This window comes from Streptomyces sp. NPDC127119 (assembly GCF_042677425.1).
Lineage (GTDB): Bacteria > Actinomycetota > Actinomycetes > Streptomycetales > Streptomycetaceae > Streptomyces.
Genome location: NZ_JBHXTO010000200.1, coordinates 1 through 12,300, shown reverse-complemented (window position 1 = coordinate 12,300; position 12,300 = coordinate 1). Strand labels below are relative to the sequence as shown.

Annotated in this window: 14 protein-coding genes; 10 read left to right on the top strand and 4 right to left on the bottom strand. The window is 71.9% G+C overall.

From position 1 onward, the window contains the following. Positions 1-92: 92 nt before the first annotated feature. The 3 genes from ACFVH5_RS41235 to bla all read left to right on the top strand — a co-directional run bounded on the left by ACFVH5_RS41235 (position 93) and on the right by bla (position 3,088). Positions 93-854, top strand: a complete 762-nt coding sequence (locus tag ACFVH5_RS41235; protein ID WP_385838813.1) for an SDR family oxidoreductase — start codon at positions 93-95, stop codon at positions 852-854. A 25-nt stretch (positions 855-879) separates the two neighbouring features. Further along, the gene (locus tag ACFVH5_RS41230; protein WP_385838812.1) at positions 880-1,923 is read left to right on the top strand and encodes an L-idonate 5-dehydrogenase; all 1,044 of its coding nucleotides are present in this window, start codon (positions 880-882) and stop codon (positions 1,921-1,923) included. Between the two features lie 232 nt (positions 1,924-2,155). Then, the gene (gene bla, locus ACFVH5_RS41225; RefSeq protein WP_385838811.1) at positions 2,156-3,088 is read left to right on the top strand and encodes a class A beta-lactamase; all 933 of its coding nucleotides are present in this window, start codon (positions 2,156-2,158) and stop codon (positions 3,086-3,088) included. Between the two features lie 158 nt (positions 3,089-3,246). Here bla and ACFVH5_RS41220 read toward each other — a convergent pair whose 3' ends face one another. The 4 genes from ACFVH5_RS41220 to ACFVH5_RS41205 all read right to left on the bottom strand — a co-directional run bounded on the left by ACFVH5_RS41220 (position 3,247) and on the right by ACFVH5_RS41205 (position 6,718). After that, positions 3,247-3,948, bottom strand: a complete 702-nt coding sequence (locus ACFVH5_RS41220) for a cytochrome b/b6 domain-containing protein (RefSeq protein ID WP_385838810.1) — start codon at positions 3,946-3,948, stop codon at positions 3,247-3,249. Further along, positions 3,935-4,708, bottom strand: a complete 774-nt coding sequence (locus ACFVH5_RS41215) for a molybdopterin-dependent oxidoreductase (RefSeq protein WP_384809531.1) — start codon at positions 4,706-4,708, stop codon at positions 3,935-3,937. Before ACFVH5_RS41215 ends, ACFVH5_RS41220 begins: the two co-directional genes overlap by 14 nt. A 98-nt stretch (positions 4,709-4,806) precedes the next feature. After that, positions 4,807-5,028, bottom strand: a complete 222-nt coding sequence (locus ACFVH5_RS41210) for a hypothetical protein (protein WP_385838814.1) — start codon at positions 5,026-5,028, stop codon at positions 4,807-4,809. A 34-nt stretch (positions 5,029-5,062) separates the two neighbouring features. Then, the gene (locus ACFVH5_RS41205; RefSeq protein ID WP_385838808.1) at positions 5,063-6,718 is read right to left on the bottom strand and encodes an FAD-binding dehydrogenase; all 1,656 of its coding nucleotides are present in this window, start codon (positions 6,716-6,718) and stop codon (positions 5,063-5,065) included. A gap of 163 nt (positions 6,719-6,881) precedes the next feature. On the opposite strand from ACFVH5_RS41205, the gene ACFVH5_RS41200 reads away from it, so the two are divergent. From ACFVH5_RS41200 to ACFVH5_RS41170, 7 genes are all read left to right on the top strand, one after another. Next, complete coding sequence (locus tag ACFVH5_RS41200) at positions 6,882-7,772, top strand: DMT family transporter (RefSeq protein ID WP_384809537.1); 891 nt, start codon at positions 6,882-6,884, stop codon at positions 7,770-7,772. A gap of 59 nt (positions 7,773-7,831) precedes the next feature. Then, the gene (locus ACFVH5_RS41195) at positions 7,832-8,353 is read left to right on the top strand and encodes an NUDIX domain-containing protein (RefSeq protein ID WP_384809539.1); all 522 of its coding nucleotides are present in this window, start codon (positions 7,832-7,834) and stop codon (positions 8,351-8,353) included. Positions 8,354-8,532: 179 nt separating this feature from the next. Continuing rightward, positions 8,533-8,925 (top strand): YidH family protein, encoded by a 393-nt coding sequence (locus ACFVH5_RS41190; protein WP_384809541.1) that lies wholly within the window; start codon positions 8,533-8,535, stop codon positions 8,923-8,925. Beyond that, positions 8,922-9,251, top strand: a complete 330-nt coding sequence (locus tag ACFVH5_RS41185) for a DUF202 domain-containing protein (RefSeq protein WP_385838807.1) — start codon at positions 8,922-8,924, stop codon at positions 9,249-9,251. Before ACFVH5_RS41190 ends, ACFVH5_RS41185 begins: the two co-directional genes overlap by 4 nt. Before the next feature lie 144 nt (positions 9,252-9,395). Continuing rightward, positions 9,396-9,695, top strand: a complete 300-nt coding sequence (locus ACFVH5_RS41180) for a hypothetical protein (protein ID WP_384809545.1) — start codon at positions 9,396-9,398, stop codon at positions 9,693-9,695. 203 nt (positions 9,696-9,898) lie between these two features. Further along, positions 9,899-10,921 carry a phosphotransferase family protein gene (locus tag ACFVH5_RS41175; RefSeq protein WP_385838806.1) on the top strand — a complete coding sequence of 341 codons (1,023 nt, stop codon included), beginning with the start codon at positions 9,899-9,901 and terminating at the stop codon, positions 10,919-10,921. Between the two features lie 7 nt (positions 10,922-10,928). Continuing rightward, positions 10,929-12,164: an acyl-CoA dehydrogenase family protein gene (locus ACFVH5_RS41170; protein WP_107021098.1), complete on the top strand. Its 1,236-nt coding sequence runs from the start codon at positions 10,929-10,931 to the stop codon at positions 12,162-12,164. Positions 12,165-12,300 lie beyond the last annotated feature (136 nt).

Here is a 12,300-nt window from a genome sequence, read left to right as displayed (position 1 = left end):
GCCGGAGGCCTGGTGCTGCTGCTGTCGCTGGTGATCTAGCCGGGCACAGGAGTACGGCCCCGAGAAGCACCGCACGAAGGAGCAGTACGGCGATGACCCACCCTCTTTTCGACATCGGCGGCCGTACGGCGCTGGTCACCGGGTCCAGCCGGGGCATCGGCCTCGCGCTGGCCCGGGGCCTCGCGGAAGCAGGCTGCACGGTCGTGCTGAACGGCCGCGATCCGGACCGGCTCGCCGAGGCCGCGGCGCGGCTGCCCGGCACTGCGGTCCACACGGCGGCCTTCGACGTGACCGACGGTCCGTCGGTGGCCGCCGGGATCGCGGACGTCGAGGAGCGGGTGGGCCCGCTGGACATCCTGGTCAACAACGCCGGGATGCAACTGCGTTCCCCGCTCCTGGAGTTCACCGACTCCGACTGGCACCGCATCCTCGACACCAACCTGACCAGCGCGTTCCTGGTCGGCCGCGAGGCCGCCCGGGGCATGACCGCGCGCGGCCACGGCAAGATCGTCAACATCTGCTCCCTGCAGAGCGAGGTGGCCCGGCCCGGCATCGCGCCGTACGCCGCCACCAAGGGCGCGCTGAAGATGCTCACCAAGGGCATGTGCGCCGACTGGGGCCCGCACGGGGTGCAGGTGAACGGGCTCGGCCCCGGCTACATCGAGACCGAACTCACCCGACCCCTGGTCGACGACCCGGAGTTCAGCGCCTGGGTCCGCCGCCGGACCCCGGCAGGACGCTGGGGCCGTACGGAGGACCTGGTCGGCGGCGTGCTGTTCCTCGCCTCCCCGGCGGCGGACTTCGTCAGCGGCCAGATCCTCTACGTCGACGGCGGCATGACCAGCGTCCTCTGAGTGCCGCAAGAAGGGACCGTCCCCCATGCTCGGTTGCGTGATCCACGGCCAGGGCGACCTGCGCGTGGACGAACTCCCCGCTCCCGCCCCCGGCCCCGGCGAGGCACTCGTCGCCGTGCGCTACGGCGGGGTGTGCGGGTCCGATCTCCACTACTGGCGGCACGGCGGGGTGGGCGACTTCCGGCTCCGCGAGCCGATGGTCCTCGGCCACGAGATCGTGGGCACGGTCCTCGCGTACGGAGCCGGGGCCGACGCGGCTCCCGCCCCGGGTACGGCGGTGGCCGTGCACCCCGCCACCCCGTGCGGAGTGTGCCCGGAGTGCGCGGCCGGCCGCCGGAACGTGTGCCGTGACACCCGCTACCTCGGCAGCGCGGCCCGCACCCCGCACGTACAGGGCGGATTCGCGGCACAGGTCGTCGTGCCCGCCGGCCAGTTGAGGGCACTGCCACCGGATCTTCCGCTGCGCCGGGCCGCCCTGGCCGAACCGCTGTCGGTCGCCCTGCACGCCGTGCGCCGGGCGGGCGACGTGCGCGGGAAGCACGTCCTGGTGACCGGGGCCGGCCCCATCGGCTGCCTGGTCGTCGCGGCGGCGAAGGCGGCGGGGGCCGCGCACGTGACGGCGACCGACCTGCTGCCACGGGCACTGGAGTACGCGGTGGCCGCGGGCGCCGACTCCACCGTACGCGCGGACGAACCGGCCTCTCCCGACCGGCCGTCCGAGGTGGACGCGGCGGTCGAGGCGTCCGGGGTCGCGGCCGGCCTGGAGACCTGCCTGCGCCTCGTGCGACGCGGCGGGGTCGTGGTCCAGCTCGGCATGCTCCCGCCCGGCCTGAGCGGCTTCCCCGGCAACCTGCTGGTCAGCCGGGAGATCGACCTCAGGGGCGCGTTCCGCTTCGACGAGGAGTTCGACGCGGCACTCACGCTCCTGGCGACCGAGCCACGCTTCGACGACTTGATCAGCGCGGTGATCCCGCTCCCCGAAGCGACATCGGCCTTCACCCTGGCGGCAGACAGAGCAAAGTCCTGCAAGGTCCTGCTGGACTTCACCCCCGAGGGCCAAGCCCCCTAGGGGCCGCGGGGAACGGCGCAGCCTCTGGGGCCGCGGGGAACGGCGCAGTCTTTTGCCTTTCGCCCTTCAGGGGCGCGGGGAACGGCGCAGTCTTTCGTCTTCAGGGGCGCGGGGAACTGCGCGACCAGCCACCCACAACGCGCCACTTCCAGTCACCCCAGGAACCACACGAGCCCCCCAGAAGTCTCCCTTCACGCAAGTGATCACGCTCGCAGCGGAAGAGAGAGCCACCTTGAAACGCTCAATCCCCCACCCCAGCCGCCGAACCGCACTCGCCCTGGGCGCAACCGCAGCCGCAACCGCGACCACCGTCCTGTCGACCACCACGACCCCGGCCACCGCCGCCACGGCCACGGCCGGCACACCCCGCGTCGTCAGAGCCCTCGCAGAGCTGGAGCGCACCCACAACGCCCGCCTCGGCGTCTACGCCCACAACACGGTCACGGGCAGAACCGTGCGGTACCGCGCGGACGAGACCTTCCCGATGTGTTCGGTCTTCAAGACCCTCGCCGCCGCGGCCGTCCTGCGGGACCTGGACCGGCGCGGCGAGTTCCTGAACCTGCTGATCCGGTACACCGCGCAGGACCTCACGGACGCGGGGGGCTCCCCCGTGACGGGCCGCCCGGAGAACCTCGCCAACGGCATGACCGTCGCCGCGCTGTGCCACGCGGCCATGGCCCACAGCGACAACGCCGCGGCGAACCTGCTGCTTCGCGAACTGGGCGGCCCGACCGCGATCACCCGCTTCTGCCGCTCGGTCGGTGACCCCACGACCCGCCTCGACCGGTTTGAGCCCGCGCTGAACTCGGCCGAGCCGTGGCGTACGACGGACATCACCAGCCCCGCCGCCGCCGGGCGGACGTACGCGAAGCTCGCCCTCGGAGACGCGCTCGTGCCCCGGGACAGGCGGCAGCTGACCGAGTGGCTGCTGGCGAACACCACCAGCACGAATCGTTTCCGCGCGGGCCTGCCCGCGGACTGGGCGCTCGGTGACAAGACGGGCACGGGCAAGTACGGCACGACCAATGACGTGGGTATCGCCTGGACGCCGGACGGGGCGCCGGTCGTGCTGTCGGTCCTGTCGACCAAGTCCGACCCGGACGCCCCGATGGACGAACCACTCGTCGCCGGGGCGGCCAGGCTCCTGGCAGGGGCGCTGGGCTAGGGCCTGTCTGAGCAATTCCCGTCGTCGCCCGGAGGGCGGCCGGGCGGCGTCAGGTGCGTGCTCTGGGGGTCCCCCCCGGCCGCAGGCTGGGGGGGCGTGCCAGGCGTCGGCCGGCAGGCGGGAATTTGACGACAGGGCCTAGGAAGCCGACCCGGCGATCACGGCCGCCAGAGCGGATGCTCCCGCTCGGCCCACTCCCGGCTGACCGAGCCCGTCCGCAGGCCCCGCCGGGACTCCGGGCGGGCGAGGGCCATCCCGATGTGCCCCGCGAGGACGAGTCCGATGGTCAGCGCGAGCCAGTCGTGGACGAAGGTCGCGCTCGTGCGCCAGACCAGCGGGGCGAGGTGCGTGAACCACATCAGCAGCCCCGTGCCGACCATGACCAGGACGGCCCCGGCGATCCACGCGGCGTACGTCTTCTGCCCCGCGTTGAACTTCCCGGCCGGCCGGGACTCCGGCCGGTCGTCGCGGCGCAGGGCGGAGCGCAGCCAGACCTTGTCGTGCGGCCCGAAGCGGTTGAGGAGCCGCAGGTCCGCCCGGAAGGCGCGCGAGGCGAGCCCGGCGAGGACGGGCACGGGGAGCAGCAGCCCGGACCACTCGTGCACGCGCACGACCAGTTCGCGGCGGCCGACGAGTTCGGCGAGCTGGGGCAGGTAGAGGCAGCCCGCGGTCAGCACGCACAGCCCCATGAGGAGGGCCGTGGTCCGGTGGACCCAGCGTTCGGCGGGCGTGAAGCGGCGTACCCGCAGCGCACCCGCGAACCGCTCCCCGGCCTCCGATCCGGTCCTCGATGCCGTCTCCGATCCGGCTTCCGCTGCGACTTCCGCTGCCTTCGGGGCGCCGGTCTCAGGTGGTCTCATCGTCACGTCCGTTCGACCGGCCGACCCACGCGTCCACGTCGTAACCCCGCTCTTCCCAGTAGCCGGGGCGGACGTCCGAGGTGACGGTGATGCCGGAGAGCCACTTCGCCGACTTGTAGAAGTACATGGGGGCCACGTAGAGGCGGACGGGACCGCCGTGGGCGTGGTTGATGTCCTTGTCCTGCATACGCAGGGCCACCAGGACGTCGGCGCGGCGGGCCTGGTCCAGCGTCAGGCTCTCCGAGTACGCCCCGTCGAAGCAGGTGAAGCGCACTGCCCCGGCCGAAGGGCGCACCCCCGCGGCGTCCAGCAGCCGGGACAGGCGTACCCCTTCGAAGGGGGTGTCGGGCACCCGCCAGCCCGTGACGCACTGGACGTCACGGACCATCCGCGTCTGCGGCAGGGCACGCAGGTCGGACAGGGTGTACGTGCCGGGGTGGTCGACCAGGCCGTCGATCTTCAGGCGGTACGAGTCCTCGTCCTTGTGCGGGACGGAGGAGGTGACGGAGTAGTAGCGGAAGCCGCCGCCGTTGGGGAGCAGGCCGGTCAGACCGGTGGGGTCCTTGTCGGCGGCGCTGCCGAGGAAGGACTCCAGGCCGCGCTGGAGGGTGGGCGCGGTGACCACGCCGAGGGCGCCGAGTCCGAGCATCCCGAGCATGAGCCGGCGCCCCACCGGGGCGCCACCCTCCTCGGGACCGCCCGATGCGGGGTCTCCCGGTCCGGGGTCTCCCGCGGCCACTGACGAAGGTTCCGGTTTCACACACCGATTCGAGCACCCTCGGCCGCCAGAAGCCAGCGGCCAGGGGTGCCCGTCAGCGTTCCGTAATGACTTCTTACGTGTTTCTCAGGAGCGGGCGGTCAGGCGTCGGACTCCGCCGCCTTGTCCAGCTGGAACGCCTCGTTGCCGAGCGCGCCGACGTTGCCCATCCAGGTGAAGAGGTGCAGTACGGGCGCGGTCGGGTCACCGACCGGCTTGTCGTCGGCGACGGCACCGCGGAACTCCCCCGCACGACGCGGGCATTCAGGTCCGGTGTGGCCGGATGTCGAGGCCGAGGCCCGCCTGTCGCTGACACGCGTCAACCTGGCGCCGGGCGGAGCGAGTTGAGCCTCACCCTCAGTCGACGGCCTTCGCCGCGGCCCGTCCCGCCGTACGCCCGGAGAACAGGCAGCCGCCCAGGAACGTCCCTTCGAGGGCCCGGTAGCCGTGCACTCCGCCGCCCCCGAAACCGGCCGCCTCCCCTGCCGCGTACACCCCGGACAGCGGGTCGCCGCCCTCGGTCAGCACCTGGGACGAGAGGTCGGTCTCCAGGCCGCCGAGCGTCTTGCGGGTGAGGATGTTGAGGCGGACGGCGACGAGCGGGCCGGCCTTGGGGTCGAGGATGCGGTGCGGGGTCGCCGTACGGGTCAGCCGGTCGCCGAGGTAGGCGCGGGAGCCGCGGACGGCCGTCACCTGGAGGTCCTTGGTGAAGGGGTTGGCGATCTCGCGGTCGCGCGCGGTGATCACGCGGCGCAGCTCCGCCTCGTCGATGAGCGGCTCCTTGGTGAGCGCGTTCATCCCGCGGACGAGTGCGGGGAGGTCCTTCTCGACGACGAAGTCGGCGCCCTTGTCCATGAACGCCTGCACCGGCCCCGGCACATCGGCGCGGGCCCGCTGGAAGACGCCCTTGACGGACTTGCCGGTGAAGTCGGGGTTCTGCTCGGAGCCGGAGAGCGCGAACTCCTTGCCGATGATCTTCTGGTCGAGCACGAACCACGTGTAGTCGTAGCCCGTGCCCATGATGTGCTCCAGCGTGCCGAGCGTGTCGAAGCCCGGGAACAGCGGTACGGGCAGCCGGTTGCCGCGGGCGTCCAGCCACAGCGAGGACGGGCCGGGCAGGATACGGATGCCGTGCTTGTCCCAGATGGGATTCCAGTTCTGGATGCCCTCGGTGTAGTGCCACATGCGGTCGCGGTTGATGAAGTGCGCGCCCGCGTCCTCCGCGACACCGAGCATCCGGCCGTCCACGTGCGCGGGCACCCCGGAGATCATCCGCTCGGGCGGGGCGCCGAGGCGCTCCGGCCAGTTGGCGCGCACGAGTTCGTGGTTGCCGCCGATGCCGCCCGAGGTGACGATCACCGCCTGGGCCCGCAGCTCGAAGGCGCCGGTGACCGTGCGGCCACTGGCCCGGCCGCGCTCGACGTCCGACGGCTCCAGGATCTCGCCGCTCACCGTGTCGACCGCGCCCGCGCTGCGCGAAAGACCCGTCACGCGGTGGCGGAACCTCAGCTGTACGAGGCCGCGCGCCACGCCCTCGCGGACCCGCCGCTCGAAGGGGGCGACGACACCGGGGCCCGTACCCCAGGTGATGTGGAAACGCGGCACGGAGTTGCCGTGGCCGTTCGCGTCGTAGCCGCCGCGCTCCGCCCAGCTGACCACCGGGAACCAGCGCACGCCCTGCTTGTGCAGCCAGCTCCGCTTCTCACCGGCCGCGAAGTCGACGTACGCCTCGGCCCACTTGCGGGGCCAGTGGTCCTCCGGACGGTCGAAGGCGGCGGTGCCCATCCAGTCCTGGAGGGCCAGCGCGCGGCTGTCCTTGATACGCATCCGGCGCTGTTCGGGCGAGTCCACGAAGAACAGGCCGCCGAACGACCAGTGCGCCTGGCCGCCGATCGACTGCTCGGGCTCCTGGTCGAGGAGGATGACCTTGCGCCCCGCGTCGACGAGTTCCGCGGTCGCCGCGAGCCCGGCGAGCCCCGCTCCGATCACGATCACATCTGCGTCGTACGCCATGGGCGGGTCCTCCTGGGGCTTGTTACCGACCGGTCGTTACCGATCGGTCAGATCCTTGGGCAACGGAGTGACCCAGTCAACTGCCGGGTCGCGGGTACTCGGGCTACAGTCGATCGCAACCACACCTCGCCCCGCCACCGTCCGAAGTCTTGAGGTACGCAGCGTGTCGGTTCTGGTTCTCGTCCTCGCCGTCGGCGCGGCCTGCTGTCTGGGCGTCGGTTTCGTCCTCCAGCAGAACGCGGCGTCGCACGCGCCCCTGGGCGACTTCCTCTCCCCCCGGCTGCTCCTCGACCTCGTGAAGGTGCCGCGCTGGCTCGGCGGCATCGGGTTCATGGCCGTGGGCATGGTGCTCGGTGCGATCGCGCTGGCGCACGGCGAGGTGTCCCTCGTCGAGCCGCTCCTCGCCACGAATCTGCTCTTCGCCCTCGTCCTGTCCCGCCGCCAGACCCGTCAGCCGCTCGGCCGGCAGGGCTGGGGCGGTCTCCTGCTGCTGGCCGGCGGGGTGACGGCCTTCATCGTGGCCGGGCAGCCGCGGGGCGGCGACGCGATCTCCGACCCGGTACGGCACTGGCTGATCATCGGCGTGATGGTGGGCCTCGCGCTGCTGCTCACCGCGTACGCCAAACGGTCCCGGCTCAGCTCGGGTCCTGCGCTCGGCGTGGCGGCGGGGCTGCTGTACGGGGTGCAGGACGCGCTCACACGGGTGAGCGGCCAGCGCTTCTCCGACGGCGGCTGGGTCGCGCTCGCCACCGGCTGGCAGCTGTACGCGGTCGTCGCCCTCGGGATCACCGGGCTCGTGCTCGTCCAGAGCGCCTTCGAGACCGCGCCGCTGCGGATGTCGCTGCCCGCGCTCACCGCCGCGCAGCCGCTCGCCGGGATCGTGTGCGGGGTGGGCTTCCTCGGGGACCGGCTGCGGGCCGACACCGGGGCGCTGGCCTGGGAGGCCGCCGGACTCGCCGGGATCGTGGTGGGGGTCGTCCTGCTGGGGCTGCATCCCGCGATGCCGAACGGGGTGGCGCTCAAGGAGCGGCTGCGGGATCTGCAGCCGCGCTGATCCCTCACCGGCCGGGGAGGGCCGCCTGCGGGCCGGCCGCGGGCTGCTTTGATGGGCGGATGAGTTCCGCTGACGAGATTCTCGACGTCGTCGACGAGCACGACGAGGTGGTGGGCCGGGCCCGGCGCGGGGACGTGTACGCGCGCGGGATGCGGCATCGATGCGCGTTCATCGAGGTCAGAGACGCGCAGGGGCGCCTGTTCGTGCACCGGCGCACGTCGACCAAGCTGGTGTTTCCCTCCCTGTACGACATGTTCGTCGGCGGGGTGGTGGGGGCGGGCGAAAGCTACGACGAGGCCGCTCTGCGGGAGGCCGAGGAGGAACTGGGGGTGACCGGGCTGGCCCGGCCGACCTTCCTGTTCAAGTTCCTCTACGAGGACGGGGCCGGGAAGAGCTGGTGGTCGGCCGTGTACGAGGTGCGGTGCGAGGTGGCTGTGCGGCCTCAGGTGGAGGAGGTTGCCTGGCACGCGTTCCTCTCCGAGGGGGAGGTGGAGGAGCGGGTGGGGGTGTGGGAGTTCGTGCCGGACGGGCTCGCCGCGTACTCGCGGCTGCGGGCGTTTCGGGAGGCGGGGGTGGGCTGAGGTGCGTTCGCCTGTGCGGGCCGGTGGGGGCTGGTCGCGCAGTTCCCCGCGCCCCTTAAAAGCGACAAGACTGCGCCGTTCCCCGCGCCCCTGAAAGACAAAAGATTGCGCCGTTCCCCGCGCCCCTTGAGGGCGGCGGGCCTGCGGCGCCGTGGGTGGCGGCCGGTAGGGTCGATGGTGTGATCGAATTTGTGCGGAACGTCCGGTTGTGGTTCGTGCCTGCGCGGATCGAGGAAGAAGGGGTCACCCCCGACTACCGGTTCTCGTTGGCGAACGAGCGGACGTTCCTGGCGTGGCTGCGGACCTCGCTCGCCCTGATCGGCGGCGGCTTCGCGGTGGATCAGTTCCTGCCGGATCTGCGCTGGGAGTGGCGGGCCGGACTGGCGCTGGGGCTGCTGGCCGCCGGAGTGCTGTGCGCGCTGCGGTCGGTGAACCACTGGGTCCGCTGCGAGCGGGCGATGCGCAGGGGCGAGGACCTGCCGGTGTCCCGTTTTCCGGCCCTGCTGAGCATCGGCGTCGCCCTGGTGGCCATCGCGATGGTGGTGGTCGTACTGGCGGGGTGGGAGTCGTGACGGCGGCTTCCGGCGCCCCCAGGGGCCGGGATCCGGGGCTTCAGCCGGAACGCACCCGGCTGGCCTGGCGGCGGACGACCCTCGCGGCGACCGTGGCCGCCGTACTCGCCGGGAAGTCGGCACTGCGCGACGGACCGGGCGTGACCGCGCTGCTCGTGTGCGCGCTGTGCTGTGCGCTGTGGCTGGGGTTCCTCGCCGTGGCGCACCGGCGGATCCGCGCCCTGTCCGAAAGCGTGCCCCCGGAGGCGTTCACCCCGAGGCACGCGAGCGCCGCCGCCCTGTGCGCGATCGCGCTGGCCGTCTGCGCGGCGGCGCTGGTCTTCTAGCCCTCACCCTCCGAGGATCCAGGGAATCCTCCGAGGCTCCAGGGAATCCAGGGTCGATCCGCGCCGTTTTGGGCGGATATATTGCGTTTCGTGTGACTAGCCTGGCCGACGTCGGACTCCACACCTCGAAGGCGAGCGAGCACCATGACCACCACCCTTCACCACGAGCACCCCTCCCACCAGCACGCCCACGGTCCGGACTGCGGGCACGCCGAGGTGCCGCACGGTGACCACGTCGACTACGCGCACGACGGGCACCTGCACCGCAGGCACGCGGAGCACTGGGACGAGTGCGAGCCGGCCGGGCATGTCTCGCACGCCGGGCACGGCCATGAGCACGGCGACGACTGCGGACACCCGGCGGTGCCGCACGGCGACCACGTCGACTACGTTCATGACGGTCACCGCCACGCCCGTCACGAGGGGCACTGGGACGACCACTAGGCCGTTGAGCGGCACGGGGCCCGACAGCCCCACGGAGATCCCGGAACCCCCGGGCCGCAGGTGACGGCCCGGGGGTTTCCCATGGTCTTTCATGGTCTCTCGTGGCCGAGACGCCGGTCACGTTTCGTTTGCCCACTGGACGGCATACCGACCGGTCGGCATCATGTGGGGGAGCCCTGATCCCCGCCTACGGAGGAAACACGATGAGTCCAGACCACCCGCCAGGTCTCGATCTCGACCGGCTGCGCGGACTGCTCGACAGCGAGCGGCCCGGACTGGTCGACGGCCCGCTGACCGGCCGGCTGATCGAGGGCGGACGGTCGAACCTCACGTACGCGGTCACGGACGGCACCTCCAGGTGGGTCGTGCGCCGGCCGCCGCTCGGGCACGTACTGGCCACCGCGCACGACATGAAGCGCGAGCACCGGGTGATCAGCGCGCTGCACCCGACCGCCGTACCCGTGCCGCGGACACTGCTGCTGTGCGAGGACGTCGAGGTGCTGGGCGCGCCCTTCTACGTCATGGACTTCGTCGAGGGCACGCCCTACCGGACCGCCGAACAGCTCGCTCCGCTCGGCCCGGAGCGCACGCGCGGCGCGGTCCTCGGCCTCGTCGACACCCTGGTCGAACTGCACGCCGTGGACCCCGCCGAGGTGGGCCTCGCCGACTTCGGCCGGCCCGAGGGCTTCCTCGACCGGCAACTGCGGCGCTGGGGGAAGCAGTTGGACGCCTCGCGCAACCGCGAGCTGGCCGGGATCGACGAACTGCACGCCGCTCTCGGGCGCGAGCTGCCGCACTCCCCCACCGCCACGGTCGTGCACGGCGACTACCGCCTCGACAACGTGCTGATCGGCGAGGACGACCGGATCAGGGCGATCCTCGACTGGGAGATGTCCACGCTGGGCGACCCGCTCACCGACCTGGGCCTGCTGGTCATGTACAGCATGCCGCTGGGGCTTGCCGACTCCCCCGTCTCCACGACCGCGACGGCCGCCGGGCACCCGTCACCGGCCGAGCTGATCGAGCGGTACGCCGCGCGCTCGGGGCGCGACGTGTCCGCCGTCTCCTGGTACACGGCGTTCGCGTGGTTCAAGCTCGCCGTGATCCTGGAGGGCATCCACTACCGCTACACGCTCGGCCAGACCGTCGGCGCGGGCTTCGACCGAATCGGCGACCTGGTGCCCGTGTTCATCGAGCACGGCCTGACCACCCTTCAGGAAGGCTGACCGCATCATGGACTTCGCGTTCGACGCACGCACCGAGGAACTGCGGGCCAAGCTGCTCGCCTTCATGGACGAGTACGTCTATCCGGCCGAGGAAGTCGCCCACGAGCAGCGCCAGTTGCTGGCCTCTCCGTGGGACACCCCGGCCGTGGTCGAGGAGTTGAAGGCCGAGGCCCGCCGCCAGGGACTCTGGAACCTCTTCCTGCCGGACTCCGAGTACGGGGCCGGGCTGACGAACCTCCAGTACGCGCCGCTCGCCGAGATCACCGGCCGTTCCCCGCAGTTGGCGCCCACCGCGCTGAACTGCGCGGCGCCCGACACCGGCAACATGGAGGTGCTCAGCCAGTTCGGCGACGAGCAGCAGCGCAAGCAGTGGCTGGAGCCGCTGCTCGCCGGTGAGATCCGGTCGGCGTTCGCGATGACCGAGCCGGAGGTGGCCTCCTCGGACGCCACCAACATCACCACGCTGATCGAGCGGACCTCCGGTGGCGGCGCGGACGGCGGCGACGAGTACGTCGTCACCGGCCGCAAGTGGTACATCTCCGGGGCCATGAACCCCGACTGCAAGATCTTCATCGTGATGGGCAAGACGGACCCCCAGGGCTCCGACATCCGCCGCCAGCAGTCGATGATCCTGGTGCCGCGCGACACCCCGGGCGTCGAGGTGAAGCGCGCGATGCAGGTGTACGGCTACGAGGACCACTCCCACGGCGGGCACGCCGAGGTCGTCTTCCACGGGGCGCGCGTCCCGGTCGCCAACCTCATCGGCGAGGAGGGCGGCGGTTTCGCCATCGCGCAGGCGCGGCTCGGGCCCGGCCGCATCCACCACTGCATGCGGCTGATCGGCATGGCCGAGCGCGCGATCGAGCTGATGTGCCGGCGGGCGGTCTCCCGTGAGGCGTTCGGCAAGTCGCTGGCCCAGCAGGGGGTCGTGCACAACTGGATCGCGGACGCGCGGGTCGCCGTCGAGCAGCTTCGGCTGCTGGTGCTGAAGACCGCGTGGATGATGGACACCGTGGGCAACAAGGGGGCGCACACGGAGATCCAGGCGATCAAGATCGCTACGCCTCGGACGGTGGTCGACATCATCGACAAGGCGATTCAGTTGCACGGTGCGGGGGGTGTGAGTCAGGACTTCCCGCTGGCCGAGCTGTGGGCGGGGGCCCGGACGCTGAAGCTGGCCGACGGGCCGGACGAGGTGCATCAGCGGTCGCTGGCGCGGCACGAGCTGAAGAAGTACGTCTGATCCTCTGGCGGGGTGGCGGGGTGGCCGGGGCGGGATTCTCGCCCCCGCCGCCCCTACCCGTTCCCGTCCACGCATGGGGGCTTCGCCCCCTCGCCCCCGTTCGCGCAGTTCCCCGCGCCCCTGAGCCTCTCAGGGG